This is a genomic window from Herbaspirillum robiniae, from assembly GCF_002213415.1.
GTDB lineage: Bacteria > Pseudomonadota > Gammaproteobacteria > Burkholderiales > Burkholderiaceae_D > Herbaspirillum > Herbaspirillum robiniae.
In genome coordinates this window covers 152522-169315 of the sequence record NZ_NJGU01000013.1, presented here as the reverse complement: position 1 = coordinate 169315, position 16794 = coordinate 152522, and the positions used below count along the sequence as shown (strand labels likewise).

23 protein-coding genes are annotated in these 16794 nt (G+C 63.7%); 20 read left to right on the top strand and 3 right to left on the bottom strand.

All coding sequences use genetic code 11. The annotated features are described in order from the left end of the window. The first annotated feature begins 24 nt into the window (after positions 1-24). The 3 genes from CEJ42_RS21270 to CEJ42_RS21260 all read left to right on the top strand — a co-directional run bounded on the left by CEJ42_RS21270 (position 25) and on the right by CEJ42_RS21260 (position 2424). Positions 25-792, top strand: coding sequence for an ABC transporter ATP-binding protein (locus CEJ42_RS21270; RefSeq protein WP_079216175.1), 768 nt, complete (start codon positions 25-27; stop codon positions 790-792). 42 nt (positions 793-834) lie between these two features. Then, positions 835-1557, top strand: a complete 723-nt coding sequence (locus tag CEJ42_RS21265; protein WP_079216173.1) for an ABC transporter ATP-binding protein — start codon at positions 835-837, stop codon at positions 1555-1557. Positions 1558-1857: 300 nt separating this feature from the next. Next, positions 1858-2424: an NADPH-dependent FMN reductase gene (locus CEJ42_RS21260; RefSeq protein ID WP_088752445.1), complete on the top strand. Its 567-nt coding sequence runs from the start codon at positions 1858-1860 to the stop codon at positions 2422-2424. 69 nt (positions 2425-2493) lie between these two features. Here CEJ42_RS21260 and CEJ42_RS21255 read toward each other — a convergent pair whose 3' ends face one another. Beyond that, entirely contained in the window at positions 2494-2958 is a 465-nt protein-coding gene (locus CEJ42_RS21255; RefSeq protein ID WP_079216169.1) for a PA2169 family four-helix-bundle protein, read from the bottom strand. Positions 2959-3471: 513 nt separating this feature from the next. Between CEJ42_RS21255 and CEJ42_RS21250 the strand changes: the two genes are divergently transcribed. From CEJ42_RS21250 to CEJ42_RS21190, 13 genes are all read left to right on the top strand, one after another. Continuing rightward, positions 3472-3672, top strand: coding sequence for a CsbD family protein (locus tag CEJ42_RS21250; RefSeq protein ID WP_079219173.1), 201 nt, complete (start codon positions 3472-3474; stop codon positions 3670-3672). Positions 3673-3697: 25 nt separating this feature from the next. Further along, positions 3698-3898, top strand: a complete 201-nt coding sequence (locus CEJ42_RS21245; protein WP_079216167.1) for a hypothetical protein — start codon at positions 3698-3700, stop codon at positions 3896-3898. A gap of 325 nt (positions 3899-4223) precedes the next feature. Then, positions 4224-4538, top strand: coding sequence for an ElaB/YgaM/YqjD family protein (locus CEJ42_RS21240; protein ID WP_079216165.1), 315 nt, complete (start codon positions 4224-4226; stop codon positions 4536-4538). Between the two features lie 107 nt (positions 4539-4645). Further along, positions 4646-5203 carry a ferritin-like domain-containing protein gene (locus CEJ42_RS21235; RefSeq protein WP_079216163.1) on the top strand — a complete coding sequence of 186 codons (558 nt, stop codon included), beginning with the start codon at positions 4646-4648 and terminating at the stop codon, positions 5201-5203. Between the two features lie 80 nt (positions 5204-5283). After that, a complete protein-coding gene (locus tag CEJ42_RS21230) occupies positions 5284-5496 on the top strand; it encodes a CsbD family protein (RefSeq protein WP_079216160.1) in 213 nt (70 codons plus the stop codon). 78 nt (positions 5497-5574) lie between these two features. After that, positions 5575-5952: a cell envelope biogenesis protein TolA gene (locus CEJ42_RS21225; protein ID WP_079216154.1), complete on the top strand. Its 378-nt coding sequence runs from the start codon at positions 5575-5577 to the stop codon at positions 5950-5952. 83 nt (positions 5953-6035) lie between these two features. Further along, positions 6036-6365: a BON domain-containing protein gene (locus CEJ42_RS21220; protein WP_079216152.1), complete on the top strand. Its 330-nt coding sequence runs from the start codon at positions 6036-6038 to the stop codon at positions 6363-6365. A gap of 310 nt (positions 6366-6675) precedes the next feature. After that, the gene (locus tag CEJ42_RS21215) at positions 6676-7305 is read left to right on the top strand and encodes a response regulator (RefSeq protein ID WP_079216150.1); all 630 of its coding nucleotides are present in this window, start codon (positions 6676-6678) and stop codon (positions 7303-7305) included. A 75-nt stretch (positions 7306-7380) separates the two neighbouring features. Continuing rightward, the gene (locus CEJ42_RS21210) at positions 7381-7872 is read left to right on the top strand and encodes a response regulator (RefSeq protein ID WP_088752444.1); all 492 of its coding nucleotides are present in this window, start codon (positions 7381-7383) and stop codon (positions 7870-7872) included. 116 nt (positions 7873-7988) lie between these two features. After that, positions 7989-10022, top strand: coding sequence for a PAS domain-containing sensor histidine kinase (locus tag CEJ42_RS21205; RefSeq protein WP_079216145.1), 2034 nt, complete (start codon positions 7989-7991; stop codon positions 10020-10022). A gap of 343 nt (positions 10023-10365) precedes the next feature. Further along, positions 10366-10536 (top strand): CsbD family protein, encoded by a 171-nt coding sequence (locus CEJ42_RS21200; RefSeq protein WP_079216143.1) that lies wholly within the window; start codon positions 10366-10368, stop codon positions 10534-10536. A gap of 231 nt (positions 10537-10767) precedes the next feature. Further along, a complete protein-coding gene (locus CEJ42_RS21195) occupies positions 10768-11124 on the top strand; it encodes a hypothetical protein (protein WP_088752443.1) in 357 nt (118 codons plus the stop codon). 132 nt (positions 11125-11256) lie between these two features. Continuing rightward, the gene (locus tag CEJ42_RS21190; RefSeq protein ID WP_079216139.1) at positions 11257-11472 is read left to right on the top strand and encodes a glycine zipper 2TM domain-containing protein; all 216 of its coding nucleotides are present in this window, start codon (positions 11257-11259) and stop codon (positions 11470-11472) included. A 279-nt stretch (positions 11473-11751) separates the two neighbouring features. Here the strand turns inward: CEJ42_RS21190 and CEJ42_RS21185 are convergent, their stop codons facing one another. Both CEJ42_RS21185 and CEJ42_RS21180 read right to left on the bottom strand, forming a co-directional pair. Continuing rightward, entirely contained in the window at positions 11752-12072 is a 321-nt protein-coding gene (locus CEJ42_RS21185; RefSeq protein WP_088752442.1) for a hypothetical protein, read from the bottom strand. Positions 12073-12216: 144 nt separating this feature from the next. Further along, positions 12217-12375 (bottom strand): DUF3309 family protein, encoded by a 159-nt coding sequence (locus CEJ42_RS21180; RefSeq protein WP_079216135.1) that lies wholly within the window; start codon positions 12373-12375, stop codon positions 12217-12219. A gap of 533 nt (positions 12376-12908) precedes the next feature. Here CEJ42_RS21180 and CEJ42_RS21175 point away from each other — a divergent pair. The 4 genes from CEJ42_RS21175 to CEJ42_RS21160 are packed head-to-tail and all read left to right on the top strand — an operon-like array spanning position 12909 to position 16759. Continuing rightward, complete coding sequence (locus tag CEJ42_RS21175) at positions 12909-14168, top strand: CmpA/NrtA family ABC transporter substrate-binding protein (protein WP_079216133.1); 1260 nt, start codon at positions 12909-12911, stop codon at positions 14166-14168. A gap of 42 nt (positions 14169-14210) precedes the next feature. Further along, positions 14211-15140 carry a nitrate ABC transporter permease gene (ntrB, locus tag CEJ42_RS21170; RefSeq protein ID WP_088752441.1) on the top strand — a complete coding sequence of 310 codons (930 nt, stop codon included), beginning with the start codon at positions 14211-14213 and terminating at the stop codon, positions 15138-15140. A gap of 16 nt (positions 15141-15156) precedes the next feature. Next, complete coding sequence (locus tag CEJ42_RS21165) at positions 15157-15969, top strand: ABC transporter ATP-binding protein (protein ID WP_079216130.1); 813 nt, start codon at positions 15157-15159, stop codon at positions 15967-15969. A 34-nt stretch (positions 15970-16003) separates the two neighbouring features. Then, positions 16004-16759 (top strand): methyl-accepting chemotaxis protein, encoded by a 756-nt coding sequence (locus CEJ42_RS21160; RefSeq protein ID WP_088752440.1) that lies wholly within the window; start codon positions 16004-16006, stop codon positions 16757-16759. Positions 16760-16794 lie beyond the last annotated feature (35 nt).

Below are 16794 nucleotides of genomic sequence, written 5' to 3'. Positions count from 1 at the left end.
GCGTAAGCAGCAGGAGAAAAAGACATGACACAGACACTGCTCAAGATCCGCGACGTCAGCAAGCGCTTCGGCGGGCTGCAAGCCCTGAACGGCGTGGGCATCACGATCGAACGCGGCCAGATCTACGGCCTGATCGGCCCCAACGGCGCGGGCAAGACCACCTTCTTCAACGTCATCACCGGGCTGTACCAGCCCGACACCGGCAGTTTCGAGCTGGACGGCAAACCGTACAGCCCGAGCGCGCCGCATGAAGTGGCCAAGGCCGGCATCGCCCGCACCTTCCAGAACATCCGCCTGTTCGGCGAGATGACGGTGCTGGAGAACGTGATGGTGGGTTGCCATGTGCGCACCAAACAGAACGTCTTCGGCGCGGTGTTTCGCCACAAGGCGGCGCGCGAGGAAGAAGCGCAGATTCGCGCCAAGTCGCAGCAGCTGCTGGACTTCGTGGGCATCGGCCAGTTCGCCAAGCGCACCGCGCGGCACCTGTCGTACGGCGACCAGCGCCGCCTGGAAATCGCCCGCGCGCTGGCGACCGACCCGCAACTGCTGGCGCTGGACGAACCGGCGGCGGGCATGAACGCGACCGAGAAGCTCGGACTCAGAGAACTGCTGGTGAAGATCCAGGCCGAAGGCAAGACCATCCTGTTGATCGAACACGACGTCAAACTGATGATGGGCCTGTGCAACCGCATCACGGTGCTGGACTACGGCAAGCCGATTGCCGAGGGCGTGCCGGCGGATGTGCAGAAGAACCCGGCCGTGATCGAGGCATACCTCGGCGCAGGCCATTGACATGCCACAGACTAGTCAGAACATCATTGAGATTGAAACGCGATGACAAACATTCTTAAAGTAGACGGCCTGTCGGTGGCCTACGGCGGCATCCAGGCCGTCAAAGGCATCAGCCTGGAAGTCAACGACGGCGAACTGGTGACGCTGATCGGCGCCAACGGCGCGGGCAAGACCACGACCCTGAAGGCGATCACCGGCACGCTGCCCAGCAGTAAAGTAGACGGCCACATCGAGTACCTGGGCCATGGTTTGAAGGGCAAGAAATCCTTCGAGCTGGTCAAGGACAAGCTGGCGATGGTGCCGGAAGGGCGCGGCGTCTTCACGCGCATGAGCATCCAGGAAAACCTGCTCATGGGCGCCTACACCAGCAATGACAAGGGCCAGATCGCCGCCGACATCGACAAATGGTTCGAGGTCTTCCCGCGGCTGAAGGAACGCGCGGCGCAGATGGCGGGCACCTTGTCGGGCGGCGAGCAGCAGATGCTGGCGATGGCGCGCGCGCTGATGAGCCATCCCAAGTTGCTGCTGCTGGACGAGCCCTCGATGGGCCTGTCGCCGATCATGGTGGAGAAGATTTTTGAAGTGATCCGCAATGTGTCGGCGCAGGGCATCACGATCCTGCTGGTGGAACAGAACGCCAAGCTGGCGCTGGAGGCGGCGCACCGCGGCTACGTGATGGAGTCCGGCCTGATCACCATGAACGGCAACGCCAAGGACATGCTGAACGATCCGCGCGTGAAGGCGGCGTATCTGGGCGAGGGTTGATCCCGTCGGTTGTGGAGGCAATAAAAAAACGCCGCATGCGCAAGCCTGCGGCGTTTTTTTTGCCTGCGCTGCATGACGAACGCCGCCGGGACCCAGCGGCATCGACCGGCCGCCGATGCGCGCTCCATATCCGCAACAGCCGCGACAGCGATGCCAACAGCCCGGAAAATCCCGCATGCCATCCCTCATGTCGGTGTCCGTCCGATGCCCGCCGGCGCGCATTGCTGTTAGGATTTGTCGTCCGCCTGCCGGCGATGCCGCCGGCACCATCGTTGATCCAACCCCAGCAAGGAGAACAGCATGAGCCAGACAGAAGTGAAGATCCTCGGCATTTCCGGCAGCCTGCGCGCCAAGTCCTATAACACCGCCGCGTTGCGGGCCTTGCAGGAGCTGCTGCCGCCGGGCGTGTCGTTGACCGAGGCCGACATTTCCGATCTGCCGCTGTACAACGACGACGTGCGCGAGCAGGGCTGGCCGGCGCCGGTGGAGCGGCTGCGCAAGCAGATCGCCGAGGCCGACGCCATCATCTTTTCCACACCCGAATACAACTACTCGGTGCCCGGCGTGCTGAAGAACGCCATCGACTGGGCGTCGCGCCCGCCGTCGCCGCCGTTCGCCGCCAAGCCGGCCGCCATCATGGGCGCCAGCCCGGGCGCGATCGGCACGGCGCGCGCGCAATATCACCTGCGCCAGATCGGCGTGTTCCTCGACCTGCAATTCATCAACAAGCCCGAGGTGATGATCGGCAACTGCGCCGAGCGCTTCGACGCCAACGGCAAGCTGACCCACGAGCCCACGCGCGAATTCCTCAAGACCATGGTCACGGCGTTGGCCGAGCGCGTGCGCTATCTGCGCGACCGCAAATAAGCGGCGCCCCGCATCGAAAAAAAAGCGCAGCCGGGGCTGCGCTTTTTTGTTGCCGGCACATCCGCCGGATCACGCGGCCTTGCGCGCGCGCACCTGGTTGCGCAGCGCGCGCACCTTGTCGTGGTTGGCCAGCGCGCCCTGGTACTGGCGCTCGATGATCAGGCGCACGTCATTGGGCAGGTCCTGGCTCAAGGCCTTGCGATAGGCATGCACCGCCGCGTCTTCGCCGCGCTCGCATTCGTTCAGGATGGATTCGTCGTCGTGTCCGGTGACGACCGCCTTCAGGTTGACCCACTGGCGATGCAGCGTGCCGCCGAAGGTGCTGTGGTTGGCCGGTTCGCCGCCCAGGCGGTGCACCAGGTCCTGCAGGTCCAGCACGGTCTGCGCGCACTCGGTGGCGCGCGTCGTGAACATCTCCCGGTAATGCGCGTAGCGCTCCTGCGCGTCGTCGGCGCAGGTGCGAAAGCCCTTTTCGCCGTCCTTGGAAATCTGTATCAGGTCGTTGAGGGTGGAAATCAGGTGGTCGTTGGTCATGTTGCTCTCCCTTGCGCTTGCCGCCGGCCCGCAGCCGGCGGCGACAGGTGGGTGGCTGGGTGGATCAGTGCGCGAACAGATAGATCAGCACCAGCAGGAACGCCGGCACGCCGCACAGCCATGCGAGGAAATACTTGCCCATGATGTTCTCCTTTCTTGTCAGGTAAGCCACATTCGGATCGGGCCGGCAGCGCCTTTTGCCCTGGAGCGCAGGGGCGACCGGATGTTGTCATCCTAGGTTTGGCAGGCTCCCGCCGCCATCGGACGGGGACGCAAGCCGATGTAGGAATCGCGGCTGCACGCGCCCCGGCGGGCCGTTTTTCGCCGCAATCCCGCGCCACGCATGGGCTGAAAGCCTGAAACCCAGCACCGGCGCGCTTTTTCGCTTTGTCCTACAAGACAATCGGGAGGCGTCCTATAGAGCCCGGCAGTGGGCCGTTGCTACCATTTTTCCCATGCTGCAACGCTCGTATTGACCTTGTGTCCTGACCCCTACCGATGGAGGCGCATTTCATGAACAAGAAGACGATCACTGGCCAGTTTCATTTCGCCCTGGGCAAACTCCAGGAGCAGGTCGCCACGCTGCTGGGCAGCACCGAGCTGCAGTATGCGGCGCAAAAACGCCAGACCGACGGCCGCATCATGCACGCCGTGGGCGAGGCCCAGGACCTGATCAAGCGCTCGCTGCGCCAGCGCCAGCGCGCGCCGATGTGATCGTTGCAGACCAAAGGAGGCAACGATGATTTCCGCAAAGAACCTGATGTTGGCGCTCGGCGTGGCCGGCGCCGCGGTAGCTGCCGCGTTGAACGTGCTGGCGCGCGATGCGCGTCGCCGTGACCGTTATCTGCAGCGCGTGGCATTGCAGCGCTGGGAAGACGAGGGCGGCAACCTGTACCCGATCAAGGGCGTGCCGCCGGCCCGCCGCAGCGGCGAGCGCTGATCGCTGCTTGTCCTACAGATCAATCGGTCTGGCGCCTATAGAGGGCGCCCCTGGCGGCAGGTATCTTGATCACATGCCGATTGCGGACCTCGGTACAGAGGAGAGGCGGCGGCAACGGAAGGCCGGAACCCGGCAGTACAGCAACAGCAAGTCCATCCGGCGCGAACAATAAAACCAGAAGGAGGCAGTCATGGACAAGCTCGTGCTCGGATGGCTGGTAGGCGTCCCGGTGCTGATGCTGGTCGTTCTGCAGTACCTGATGTGAACGACCGGGCAGGCGCCATCCGCGATCAATCGATGAACCCCGAACAAATGGAGAGCAAGCATGCAGGCTAACAATTTCAAGACGGTTCGCAACGACGTGCAGGCTCTGCTGCAACAGGCGCAGGATCTCTTCGCCGAAGCGGCGGCAGCGACCGGCAAGAAGGCCGACGACCTGCGCGCCAAAGGACAGGAAGTGCTGGATCAGGCACTCAATACCGCACAGGACGCGCAATCGGCCGTGCTGCAGACCGGCCGCCAGATCGTCACCACTACCGACGACTACGTGCAGTCCAATCCGTGGCGCGCCATCGCGATCTCCACCGGAATCGGCCTGCTGGTCGGCCTGGCGGTAGGCCGCTGCGCCGACCGCTATTGAGAGCGGCGCACGCGGAGCAGGCGATCTGAAGTCTAGCCAGGCGCCGGAGTGGCCATGCAAGGCCGCAACCGGGCGCATTAGCAACGAAATCGGAGAAAGGAACCATCATGACCAAGAATCCCCCACAAGCTGACGTCAAGCACAAGGAGCCCTTCCATCTGGACAAGGAGGCGATCCGCGCCGCGGCGCGCAAGGTCGACTCGGGCGCCGTGACCGAAGGTTATCGCGGCAACCGCAAGGAAGTCATCGCGATGCTCAACGACGCGCTGGCCACCGAGCTGCTGTGCGTGATGCGTTACAAGCGTCACTACTACACCGCCAAGGGCCTGGAGAACGAATCGATCAAGGCCGAGTTCCTGCAGCACGCGCTGGAAGAGCAGGGCCATGCCGACAAGATCGCCGAGCGCATCGTGCAGCTCAACGGCGAGCCCGACTTCAACCCGAAGACGATCACCAGCCGCAGCCATGCCGAATACGACGAGTCGAGCGACATCAAGGACATGATCCGCTCCAACCTGATCGAGGAGCGCGTCGCCATCGAGGCCTATCGCCAGATGATCGAGCGCATCGGCGACGACGACCCGACCACCAAGCACATGCTGGTGCAGATCATGGCGCAGGAAGAAGAGCACGCCGACGACATGACCGACCTGCTGGATCTGTGATCCCGCAGGCAGGGCAGGGAGCACCACGAGCGGCAGCCTGAGCGCCACCGATTTTTCAATCCGGAACGAAGGAGAAGACCATGAACTGGGACATCGTTGAAGGCAACTGGAAGCAATTCAAGGGCAAGGCCAAGGAACAATGGGGCAAGCTCACCGATGACGATCTCGACATCATCGCCGGCAAGCGCGACCAGCTGGCCGGCCGCATCCAGGAAGCCTATGGCGTCAACAAGGACGAGGCTGAAAAGCAGATCCGCGATTTCGAAAAGCGCAACGACAACTGGCGCCACTGAGCGCCGGTGCAATGAGCAGGCCGGCGCGCCGGCCTGCATAACAACAACGGCCATGGCCGCAACCACGAGGAAGACAATATGAAAAAGATCATCGCAACCATGATTTTCGGTGTAGCCGCCATTGGCATGCAGGGCGCCGCATTCGCGGCCGACCCGACCGCCGCCCAGTACAAGGCCGACAAGGCCAAGGCCGATGCCGACTACAAGACCGCCAAGAAGAAATGCGGTCCGCTCAAGGGCAACGACCAGGACGTCTGCGAGAAGGAAGCCAAGGCCGCGCATGAATCGGCGCTGGCCGACGCCAAGTCCAAGCGCAAGGGCGCGGATGCCTCCAAGGACGCTCAGAAGGACAAGAACGACGCCAACTATGACGTCGCCAAGGAGAAGTGTGACGCGTTGAGCGGCGACGCCAAGGACAAATGCGTCGCCAATGCGAAGTCCAAGTACGGCAAGTAAAAATTCAACAACAGCGGCGTGAGGGCGGAGAGGCTGTCCGAGCGCCATTTTCCGGTACCTGTTTTTCACATTAGGAGAGCATCATGACTTTGAGCAAAATGTCCCTGACCAAGCGTTTCATCGGTTTCTTCTTGGCCCTGTTCATGGTTTCGCTGGTGGGTTGCGCATCCAGCCCCGGCAAGGAAGGCACCGGCGAGTACGTCGATGACGCCGTCATCACCACCAAGGTGAAGGCCGCCATCTTCAACGAGTCCAACCTGAAGTCCTCGGAAATCAACGTCGAGACCTACAAGGGCGTGGTCCAGCTGTCCGGCTTCGTCTCCAGCGCCACCTCGGCGGCGCGCGCTACCGAACTGGCGCGTGGCGTGAAGGGCGTGGTTTCGGTGCGCAACGACCTGCGCTTGAAACAGTAAGCCCGGGAACTTGTGAAGGCGCGGCCGGTCTTTCGACCGGTCTGCGCTTGTCTGCTTCCAGAGCGTTTCCGGCGGTGGCCGGAGCGCTCCGGAAGAAGACAGGGAAAGGGCAGTAAGGTATAGTTATTGGCCATTGCGCCAAGGCATTCAAGGGTTCCCGCCGGATCGGAGGGCGGGACGGAGGCAAGCAAGGCGAGGCAGGAAAACGGCCCCCGGCGCACGATATTGAGCCGGATCGGCCAGAAGCGGATTCCATCCGCATGCAGCGCAAAAAAAATGCCGCGGCATCATTTTCACCGCTCAAAATACTATGACAAAAATACTTGTAGTCGATGACCATGCGGTCGTGCGGGCAGGCGTGCACCACTTCATTTCAGAAATTCCGTCGATGGAAATCGGCGGCGAGGCGAGCACCGCAGAAGAAGCGATCCGCCTGGTGCGGACCCAGGACTGGGACATCGTGTTGCTGGACATCGCCATGCCGGACAAAAGCGGCGTCGAGGTGTTGAAGCAGATCAAGCGCGAGAAACCCGACCTGCCGGTGCTGATGCTGTCGATGCACCCCGAGAGCCGCTACGCGGTCCAGGTGCTGCGCAGCGGCGCCAGCGGTTACGTGCAGAAGGAGGCGCTGGCCACTGAACTGGTCAACGCCATCAACACCATCCTGCGCGGGCACAAGTACATCAGCTACGGCGTGGCCGAACTGCTGACCAGCGAACCGGTGGACTCCGAGAAGCCCTTGCACGAGACGCTGTCGCAGCGCGAGTACGAGATCTTCTACAAGCTGGGGCAGGGCCAGGGCGTGACGCAGATTGCCGACGAGCTGTGCCTGTCGGTCAAGACGGTCAGCACCTATCGTTCGCGGGTGCTGCAGAAGATGAGCATGACCAACAACGCCGACATCATTTATTACGCGATCAAGAACAACCTGATCGACTGACGGCGCCTGAAGAAAGGCAAGCCCGGGAGCCGTCGGCGGCGGTGAGCCGGCAGCCAAGCAAGGAAACGACGAATCATGGATGACATTCTCAACACATGGGCGGCCCGCGACAGCGGCAACGCGCCCTTGCGGATCTTCCTGGTGGAAGATTCTGAGGATGTGCGTGACCTGATCGTGGAGAGCCTGACCGAGATCAGCGGCATCAAGCTGGTCGGCTACGCCGAGACCGAGATGGAGGCCCTGCGCCACCTGCAGCAGAACAGCTACGACGTCCTGATCCTGGACATCCAGTTGAAGCAGGGCAACGGCATGAGCCTGCTGCAGTCGCTGGCGCGCTCCAACACGCGGCGCCAGAGCGAGGTCAAGGTGGTGTTCAGCAACCATGTCAGCCCGACCTACCGTCGCGTCGGCCAGCAATGCGGCGTGCAGCATTTCTTCGACAAGTCTTCCGAGCTGCCGCTGCTGTGCGACCTGCTGGAAATGCTGGCGCGCCGCAAGATGGGCGTGGGCGGCGGTTATACGCCCTCCAACGCTCCCCCCGATCCGGCCCAGGCCGGCGGGCTCTGAACAGGATTTTTGCTGCATAATCTGCGCAGCCAACTATCGACTTGCCAGGGCGGTTCGGCGCAACGGCGATAGAGTCACACAAAGAACAGCTCCAACGGAGCAGGGGATCCCCGACGATGCACAAGAAAAACGGCGGCGTTCGGCCGTCTTCCGCCGAGATCCAGAATGGCGCTTCGGTCGAGTATTTCGCCGCATCCCAATCGAACAACAGCAGCATGGTGACGCTGGCCATGGGCCTGGCCATGGCGGTCATCCTGTTCGGCATCGTGGTGGTCGCGGCCACTTTCCTGGAAGACGAATATCGCCGATTGCTGGCCGAGTTGCTGGCGGTGCGCCCGGTGACCGCGGCCGGCTTCATCCTCGGCGCCTGCGCGCTTTACCTGCGCTGCGTCAACGTCTCGGCGCACAGCGCCCGCCTGGGCCTGCTGGTCAACCTGCTGTCGCTGCTGTTGCTGGCGCTGGGCGCCGCCACGCTGGTGCACGGCGCGCTGTACGGCCTGGGCTGGCTGCCGGTGGACCAGGCGCATCCGATCTCGCCGCTGGTGATGCCGCCGCTGCTGTCGGTGGGCTTCCTGCTGATGGCGGCTATCCTGCTGCTGCAGGACTGGCGCCTGCTGGGCGGCTACTATCCGTCCGAATACCTGTCCTTCGCGCTGATCGGCCTGTCCGCCATTCCGCTGGTGGGCTACATCTACGGCGTCTCCCAGTTCATCTACCTGGATTTCTACCTGCCGGTGCCGCTGCTCTCGGCCATGGTGTTCGCGCTGCTGGGCGCGGCGCTGCTGATGGCGCGCCCGGGGCATCCGGTGATGGCGGTGATCATGCGCATGGCGCCGGGCGGGCAGATGCTGCGCCGCCTGCTGCCGCAGACCCTGTTCCTGCTGCTGGCCTTCAGCCTGCTGCTGAACTGGAGCATGACGCGCGGCTGGATCGTGCCCGACCTGCTGCTGCCGACGCTGACGCTGATCAACGGCGTGATCATCCTGTTCATCTTCTGGGGTTCGGCCAGCCGGCTGGACAGCGAATACGGCGAACGCACCCGCAACGCGCAAAAGCTCGCCGAGACCAGCGCGCTGCTCAATGCCGTCAGCGAAAGCACCAGCGACCCGATTTTCGTCAAGAACCGCCAGGGCCTGATGATCTTCGCCAACCCGGCCACCCTGCAAAAGCTCGGCAAGACCTGGGAAGAAACCATGTACCGCTCCAGCCGCGAGCTGTTCATGGTGGAAGAGGAGGCCGACCGCGTCGATCGCGACGACCGCCGCGTGATGGCCTCCGGCAAGCCCGAGAAGCTGGAGCAGACCATGACCCTGCCCGAGGGCACGGTGACCTTCCAGACCGCCAAGGTGCCCTGGTTCGGCAAGGACGGCAGCGTGCAGGGCGTGATCGGCATCAGCACCGACATCACCGAGCGCAAGCAGGCCGAGGACGTGCTGCGCCAGCGCGAGAGCCAGCTGGAAAAGACCGTGGTCCAGCGTACCGCGCTGCTGCGCGAACTGACCAACCACCTGGAAACCGTGCGCGAGGAAGAAAAGCGCGCCATCGCCCGCGAGCTGCACGACAACATGGGCGCTTCGCTGACGGCCTTGTCGATGCATCTCGAAGGCGTCTACCAGGTGTTGCCGCCGGACGAAAAATGGATGGACCGCAAGACCCGCATGCAGGGCCTGATGAAGTCGCTGGTGTCCACCACGCGGCGCATCCAGACCGAGCTGCGCCCCAATACGCTGGACCTGTTCGGCCTGAAGGCGGCGATCTCGGAGCAGATGGACGAGCTGCATGAGCGCACCGGCATCGCCTGCCATGCCAGCCTGCCCGACGAGGACGTCGAGGTCGGCCATGAGATGGAAATCGCCATCTACCGCATGCTGCAGGAGATGCTCAACAACGTCACCAAGCACGCCAAGGCGTCCAAGGTCGACGTGATCCTCGACATCGACGAGGATCATGTGGCGCTGACCGTGCGCGACGACGGCGTGGGCATTCCCGAGGAGCGGCGCGACAACCACAAGACCTACGGCCTGCGCGGCCTGCGCGAGCGCGCCACCTACTTCGGCGGCAAGGTCGATATCCGTTCCACGCCCGGCAAGGGCGCGCTCATCACCATCAGCCTGCCGATCCGGCCGGAGATGGCGTCCACCGAGACCTGATCCGCACCGCCCCGCGCCTTTGGCGGGGCAGCCTGCTGCGAGATGCCGTTCAGCCCATGGTTGAGCGGCATTTTTTTTGCATTTTTTTCAACGGTGCGCCGGTTTCGCCGGGCATTCCGGGCAGGTCTCGTTTGCCCCATGTTTCTTCCTGAAACAGTCTCTTATTCCTGCGCCTGTTTTCGTTTTCTCCTACGCCCGAAAGAGCGGCTTTCTTATGTCGCCGGCGAGGGCTCATCGCTACCATGAACTCATCGTCGCCACATGCCTGAACAGGCGCGCGGCGATGCCCGGCGCAAGGGATATTCCCGCGCCGGTTCCTGTATCAATCATACGAGGAGTGATCATGAACAAGGACCAAGTCAAGGGCAGCATGAAGCAGGCAGCGGGCAAGGTGCAGCAGAAGGCCGGCGAAATGACCGGCAACCAGACCCAGCAGGTCAAGGGCGCCGCCAAGCAGGTGGAAGGCAACGTCCAGAAATCCTATGGCGATGCCAAGGAATCCATGAAGCACTGACCGAACGCCGGGGCGCACGGGAAACCGGGCCGCCCCGGCTTGCGTGCGGCGCGGACAGGCGCCGCCGGCGTAGGAAGATTCCTACGCAAGAATCGGAAAGGGCTGATTTTGTGCTGCAGCATTTTCGACGAACATGTGTCCGTCGTGCGTAGAGCGGAGAAACGCCAAAGAGTTCTCACCGATCGCATGGCAATTTGCCCACGGCCCCACGTGTGGCCATAGGGAGCGACCATGAAAAAAACATTATTCGGATTCTGCCTTCTGGCGGGAATGTCGGCCGCAGCTTCGCAAGCCGGCGCCCAGAGCCTGGATGTGCCTGCAGAGGCGTCGTCCTCGCGCTGGTCGTCCTCGGTGATGGAGCGTCATGCGCCGATGGACTCCGCCCAGCTGCAGAAGCTGGGACAAAAAAAATTCCGCTACATGGACATGGCGCAGGGCAAACGTTCGAAATCGATCCGTAACGCGGTGATCGTCCGCGGCCCGGGCGGCGCAAAGCAGGAAGGCGCTTCCGAGCAGCAGGCCTATCGCCACAACGGCCACAATGCGCAGCCTGACCGTCCTGTCGTGGTGATGCGTCCGATGACCTGACGCATGCTGTTGCCGCAGAGCTGCGGTAAGCGGATGCAAGCGATGTAACGATTGCCGATATCCGCGCCCATGGTGGAATTCGAGCCGTTTTCGACCGTCAAATTTACTCCCACATTTCAATGAGGTGCAGTCATGAAAACAATTCAAAAAGTCGCGATCACTTCCATCGCCGTGTTCGCCTTCTCGGCAATGACCGGTTGCAGCAACATGTCCCAGCGTGACAAGAATACGGCCATCGGCGCCGGCGTCGGCGCGGTCGGCGGTGCGGTACTGACCGGCGGCAGCGGTATCGGCACGGCCGGCGGCGCAGCCGTGGGCGGCGTGATCGGTAACCAGGTCGGTCGCTGACCGGCCGCCTGTGACCTGAAAGGCAAACTGCCGCGGGCGGCAGGCGCCGGAGACCGGCCTGCAGCCCCGGCATGATCAATACTGCCGCAGCGGCCGGCGCATGGCGCAGTCGCTGCGGCATCCCCGGCCGGCAAGCCCCGGCCCCAAAGGGCATTCGTTCGCGCGGACGGATGCCTTTTCCTTTTTGGCCCTGTCAACCTTTCAATAACCGCTGCGAGGGGCGGCAGGTGACAAAAAAGCCGGCACTGGCCGGCTTTTTCACGGGGCTTCGCCGCGCGTTCAGGACGCGGAGGAGGTCTCCTGGTAATCCTTGTAGATGCGCTTGGCGCGTTCCATGTCTTCCTTTTTGGCGGCGCCGGCTTCGCCCTTGCAGCCCTTGGCTTCCTTGCCGCGCATGCCCTTGCAGGCCAGCAGCGCCTCGCCGTAGGCGGCGTTGGCTTCTTTCACCAGGTTCTGGTAGCGCTCCTTGGGCGCATCGTCGGCCTTGTACCAGCGGGCCGGATCGGCCTGGCTGACGTCCTCCTCGGCCGCGTGGGCGAACGACGCGCCCAAGGCCGCCGCGAGGGCGAGGAAAGAGACTGCGAGGGTGTTTTTCTTCATATGCTCACCTCATTGGAAATTGGCAAAAGCATCGGCAGGCCCGACGCAAAAAAGAACACGGCGCGGTCGGTGACAGGGCACCGACCGCGCCGCGCTCCCATCCGCAGGACGGATGTTATCAGGCTTGGGCCACGCGAACAGGTTCTATATCTTGCCCAGCAGCAGCAGGATCAGCAAGATGATGACGATGGTGCCGGCGATGCCGCTGGGTCCATAGCCCCAGCCGCGGCTGTGCGGCCACGCGGGAATGACGCCGAGCAGGATCAGGATCAGGATGATGAGCAGGATGGTGCCGAGTGTCATGGTCGTTCTCCTTTTTCACGTTCTTATTGAAATCACTACGGTCGGCCGGAAACCCGATGCACGATGCAGGGGCCGGCTGATGACGCATCTTAGGTCCCGAGCTCTTGCGCACGCGATCAGCGCGCGCCGCGAGTAGCTGTAGGACAAGGCGATCGGGCGTGTCGGGCAAGCGGCAATGCCCTGTCGCGGCCGCCCGGACCACGCTTTCCTTCCCGCCAATTTGGTGCGAAGCACAAATGAAGTGCGCCTGCGCGCCCGTTTTCCTCGCGTTGCGCCGTTGCTGCCGGACGGCCCGGGCGGCTCTTGCAGCGCCCGCGTTTTTGCCGGGTTCATAGGGGAAGCGGCCGCTTTTTCCTCCTGCGGCAAACGCCTGGCACGGTCTTTGCTGAACTGCCTGCATAGCGCAACGTGTGCGCAACAGGTGCGGCCAACGGCGGTCGCGCCGTCCAGGACAACGGCGTCCTTCGGCATGGAGCGTTTCATGGCGAAGGACGCCTTTTTTGTTTCCAGAAACGCAAAGGGGAAGGGTGGCCATGGAATTCAAGGACAAGGCAGCGCAGGGCGTGGACGGCACGCGCCGCAAGATCATCAAGGCGGCCGGCATCGCGGCGGGCGCGGGCGTGACGGGGCTGGCCACGGGCGGCGCCTGGGCCGCCGGTTCCGACAAGCCGGAAAAGGAAGAAGTGAAGATCGGCTTCATCCCGCTGACCGATTGCGCCTCGGTGGTGATGGCCTCGGTGCTGGGCTTCGACAAGAAGTACGGCATCAAGATCGTGCCCAGCAAGGAGGCTTCCTGGGCCGGCGTGCGCGACAAGCTGACCAACGGCGAGCTGGACGCCGCCCACGTGCTCTATGGCCTGATCTACGGCGTGCAGCTGGGCATTGGCGGCCAGAAGAAGGACATGGCGGTGCTGATGGGCCTGAACCACAACGGCCAGGCCATCACCCTGTCGAAGAAGCTGGCCGACAAGGGCGCCGTCGATGGCGCCTCGCTGGCCAAGCTGATGCAGACCGACAAGCGCGAATACACCTTCGCCCAGACCTTCCCCACCGGCACCCACGCCATGTGGCTGTACTACTGGCTGGCCGCCAACGGCATCAACCCGATGAAGGACGCCAAGGTGATCACCGTGCCGCCGCCGCAGATGGTGGCCAACATGCGGGTGGGCAACATGGACGGTTTCTGCGTGGGCGAGCCCTGGGGCCACCGCGCCATCGTCGACGGCGTGGGCATCACCGCCACCACCACCCAGGACATCTGGAAGGACCATCCGGAGAAGGTGCTGGGCAGCTCGCTGGAGTTCGTCAAGAAATACCCCAACACCTGCCGCGCGATGATGGCCGCCATCCTCGACGCCAGCAAGTGGATCGATGCTTCGCTGGGCAACAAGAACAAGATGGCCGAGGTCATCGCCGACAAGTCCTACGTCAACACCAGCAAGGATGTGATCGACCAGCGCATCCTCGGCCGCTACCAGAACGGCCTGGGCAAGACCTGGGACGACCCCAACTACATGAAGTTCTACGAGGACGGCCAGGTCAACTTCCCGTTCCTCTCCGACGGCATGTGGTTCATGACCCAGCACCGCCGCTGGGGCCTGTTGAAGAGCGATCCGGACTACCTGGCCGTGGCCAGGTCGGTCAACCAGATCGACCTGTACAAGGATGCCGCGGCGATGACCAAGACGCCGCTGCCCAAGGACGTCATGCGCAGCTCGAAGCTGATGGACGGCACCGTGTGGGATGGCAAGAATCCGGCCGCCTACGCGCAGTCGTTCAAGATCAAGGTGTGATTGTTCAAGCCGCAGTGAAGTGTCACGGGAAGGGGAAGCGAAATGAGCGCAGTCGTGGAGAGCATCATGGGCGATAACGCCAAGCCGGCCGGCAACGCCGGTCCAGTCGAACGGCCGCAGGCGGCCAACGAGGCGCAGGCGGCGCCGACGGCACCGGTCACCGCCGCGCCGCGCGCGCCGCGGAAAAAGCCGCTGGGCGCAAGCGCCTTCATGCGCATCGTCCCGCCGGTGCTGGGCGTGGCGGTGCTGGTGCTGATCTGGCAGATCATCGCGGCCAAGAACAGCAGCTTCCCCACGCCCTGGGCGACGCTGCAGGAGGCGATGAGCATGTTCTCGGACCCCTTCTACCGCAACAGCCCCAACGACCAGGGCATAGGCTGGAACGTGCTGGCCTCGCTGCAGCGCGTGGGCGTGGGCTTCGGGCTGGCGGCGCTGGTGGGCATCCCGCTGGGGTTCGCCATCGGCCGGGTGCAGTTCCTGTCGGCCATGTTCAGCCCCATCATCAGCCTGCTGAAGCCGGTGTCGCCGCTGGCCTGGCTGCCGATCGGCCTGCTCGTGTTCAAGTCGGCCAATCCGGCGGCGATCTGGTCCATCTTCATCTGCTCGATCTGGCCGATGATCATCAATACCGCCGTGGGCGTGCAGCGCGTGCCGCAGGACTACATGAACGTGGCCCGCGTGCTGAACCTGTCGGAGTGGAAGATCCTGACCAAGATCCTGTTCCCCTCGGTGCTGCCCTACATGCTGACCGGCGTGCGCCTGTCCATCGGCACCGCCTGGCTGGTGATCGTGGCCGCCGAGATGCTGACCGGCGGCGTGGGCATCGGCTTCTGGGTGTGGGACGAGTGGAACAACCTGAACGTGCCGCACATCATCATCGCCATCGTCGTCATCGGCGTGGTCGGGCTGATCCTGGAGCAGGCGCTGGTGGCGCTGGCCAAGGCTTTCACTTATGAACAGGTCAGCAACTGAGCTGGGAGGAACGATCATGGAAAACATCAACGGCAAGTTCATCGACATCCACGGCGTGGAGATGGTGTTCAACACCAGGAAAGGCAGCTTCCACGCGCTGCGCGACATCAACCTGACGGTGGCCAAGGGCGAGTTCGTCACGCTGATCGGCCACTCCGGCTGCGGCAAGTCGACGCTTTTGAACCTGATCGCCGGCCTGACGCGGCCCAGCGAAGGCGTGCTGCTGTGCGCCAACCGCGAGATCGGCGGGCCTTCCCCGGAGCGCGCGGTGGTGTTCCAGAATCATTCGCTGCTGCCCTGGCTGACCTGCTACGAAAACATCTACCTCGGCGTGGAGCGCGTGTTCGGCGCCACCGAAGACCGCACCCGGCTGCGCGACCGCACCCGCGCCGCGCTGGCGCTGGTGGGGTTGAGCGCGGCCGAGACCAAGCGCCCCAACGAGATCTCCGGCGGCATGAAGCAGCGCGTGGGCATCGCCCGCGCGCTGGCGATGGAACCCAAGGTGCTGCTGATGGACGAGCCCTTCGGCGCGCTCGATGCGCTGACGCGCGCGCACCTGCAGGACGAGCTGCTGAAGATCGTCGCCAAGACCGAGTCCACCGTGGTGATGGTGACCCACGACGTCGACGAGGCGGTGCTGCTGTCGGACCGCATCGTGATGATGACCAACGGCCCGGCCGCCACCATCGGCGAGGTGCTGGAGGTGAAGCTGGCGCGTCCGCGCGAGCGCGTGGCGCTGGCGCAGGATGCGCAGTACTCCGGCTATCGCACCGAGGTGCTGGAGTTCCTGTACCGCAAGCAGGCCCATCCGGCGCGCGAAGCGGCCTGATCTTTCATCCCCCGCCACATAGCAGAGGTAAGCCATGAGCAGCCAGGCCGCCGTGCAGGAAACACGGCCCACGCCGCCCACCCATGCGGTCGCGGTCAACGACGCGCAAGCCTTGCCGCCGGTGACGGCGGCCGGGAGCGCGGATCAGGATGCCGATGTCGTGCCCTTGTCGGGCGAGGTGTTCGGCGCGCTGATCAATTTGTCCGGGCGCCGCCGTTTCACCTCGCAGCGGCTGGTGCTGTACGCGGTGCTGGGTTCGCAGGGCGACGCCGGCGCCACCGCCATCGCGCGCGAGGCGCTGGCGCTGTTTCGCGGCGCCCACGCCGCATTGCTGAAAAGATCGGGCGATCTGCCCGGGGTGTTCTGTCCGGAACTGGAAGAAGCCTATTTCGGCAGGACCGGCGGCGACACGCGCATCACCGCTTTCGCCGAGCTGGCCGGACGCACGTTGAACGCCATCGACGACAAACTGAAATCGGCGCCGGAACTGCTGGCCGAACTGGTCAAGCAGACCACGCCGCTGCTGGCGGTGCTCAACCAGATCACGGCGGTCTACGAAGAGCAGTCGAAAAAGCATGCGCGCCTGATGCGCAACCAGTTGCGCGGCATCATGACCGACATCGAGACCATCGCGCGCGAAGCCAAGATGGTGGCCTTCAACGCGCGCATCGTCGCGGCCCGTTCGGGCCAGGCGGGCAAGGAGTTCTCGGTGGTGGCGGGTGTGCTTTCCAGCATCACCGGCGAGATCGACGAGCTGGTCAAGGCCGCGCTCAGCGGCGCGGCGGCCTGATGCAGCGTCGGATGGGCTGAAATCCGATTTGTGTT

Excerpts from the sequence above, each read along its gene's own strand:
- CEJ42_RS21270 (WP_079216175.1), top strand. The coding sequence starts at position 25 with ATGACACAGACACTGCTCAAGATCCGCGACGTCAGCAAGCGCTTCGGC.
- CEJ42_RS21265 (WP_079216173.1), top strand. The coding sequence starts at position 835 with ATGACAAACATTCTTAAAGTAGACGGCCTGTCGGTGGCCTACGGCGGC.
- CEJ42_RS21260 (WP_088752445.1), top strand. The coding sequence starts at position 1,858 with ATGAGCCAGACAGAAGTGAAGATCCTCGGCATTTCCGGCAGCCTGCGC.
- CEJ42_RS21255 (WP_079216169.1), bottom strand. The coding sequence starts at position 2,958 with ATGACCAACGACCACCTGATTTCCACCCTCAACGACCTGATACAGATT.
- CEJ42_RS21250 (WP_079219173.1), top strand. The coding sequence starts at position 3,472 with ATGAACAAGAAGACGATCACTGGCCAGTTTCATTTCGCCCTGGGCAAA.
- CEJ42_RS21245 (WP_079216167.1), top strand. The coding sequence starts at position 3,698 with ATGATTTCCGCAAAGAACCTGATGTTGGCGCTCGGCGTGGCCGGCGCC.
- CEJ42_RS21240 (WP_079216165.1), top strand. The coding sequence starts at position 4,224 with ATGCAGGCTAACAATTTCAAGACGGTTCGCAACGACGTGCAGGCTCTG.
- CEJ42_RS21235 (WP_079216163.1), top strand. The coding sequence starts at position 4,646 with ATGACCAAGAATCCCCCACAAGCTGACGTCAAGCACAAGGAGCCCTTC.
- CEJ42_RS21230 (WP_079216160.1), top strand. The coding sequence starts at position 5,284 with ATGAACTGGGACATCGTTGAAGGCAACTGGAAGCAATTCAAGGGCAAG.
- CEJ42_RS21225 (WP_079216154.1), top strand. The coding sequence starts at position 5,575 with ATGAAAAAGATCATCGCAACCATGATTTTCGGTGTAGCCGCCATTGGC.
- CEJ42_RS21220 (WP_079216152.1), top strand. The coding sequence starts at position 6,036 with ATGACTTTGAGCAAAATGTCCCTGACCAAGCGTTTCATCGGTTTCTTC.
- CEJ42_RS21215 (WP_079216150.1), top strand. The coding sequence starts at position 6,676 with ATGACAAAAATACTTGTAGTCGATGACCATGCGGTCGTGCGGGCAGGC.
- CEJ42_RS21210 (WP_088752444.1), top strand. The coding sequence starts at position 7,381 with ATGGATGACATTCTCAACACATGGGCGGCCCGCGACAGCGGCAACGCG.
- CEJ42_RS21205 (WP_079216145.1), top strand. The coding sequence starts at position 7,989 with ATGCACAAGAAAAACGGCGGCGTTCGGCCGTCTTCCGCCGAGATCCAG.
- CEJ42_RS21200 (WP_079216143.1), top strand. The coding sequence starts at position 10,366 with ATGAACAAGGACCAAGTCAAGGGCAGCATGAAGCAGGCAGCGGGCAAG.
- CEJ42_RS21195 (WP_088752443.1), top strand. The coding sequence starts at position 10,768 with ATGAAAAAAACATTATTCGGATTCTGCCTTCTGGCGGGAATGTCGGCC.
- CEJ42_RS21190 (WP_079216139.1), top strand. The coding sequence starts at position 11,257 with ATGAAAACAATTCAAAAAGTCGCGATCACTTCCATCGCCGTGTTCGCC.
- CEJ42_RS21185 (WP_088752442.1), bottom strand. The coding sequence starts at position 12,072 with ATGAAGAAAAACACCCTCGCAGTCTCTTTCCTCGCCCTCGCGGCGGCC.
- CEJ42_RS21180 (WP_079216135.1), bottom strand. The coding sequence starts at position 12,375 with ATGACACTCGGCACCATCCTGCTCATCATCCTGATCCTGATCCTGCTC.
- CEJ42_RS21175 (WP_079216133.1), top strand. The coding sequence starts at position 12,909 with ATGGAATTCAAGGACAAGGCAGCGCAGGGCGTGGACGGCACGCGCCGC.
- ntrB (WP_088752441.1), top strand. The coding sequence starts at position 14,211 with ATGAGCGCAGTCGTGGAGAGCATCATGGGCGATAACGCCAAGCCGGCC.
- CEJ42_RS21165 (WP_079216130.1), top strand. The coding sequence starts at position 15,157 with ATGGAAAACATCAACGGCAAGTTCATCGACATCCACGGCGTGGAGATG.
- CEJ42_RS21160 (WP_088752440.1), top strand. The coding sequence starts at position 16,004 with ATGAGCAGCCAGGCCGCCGTGCAGGAAACACGGCCCACGCCGCCCACC.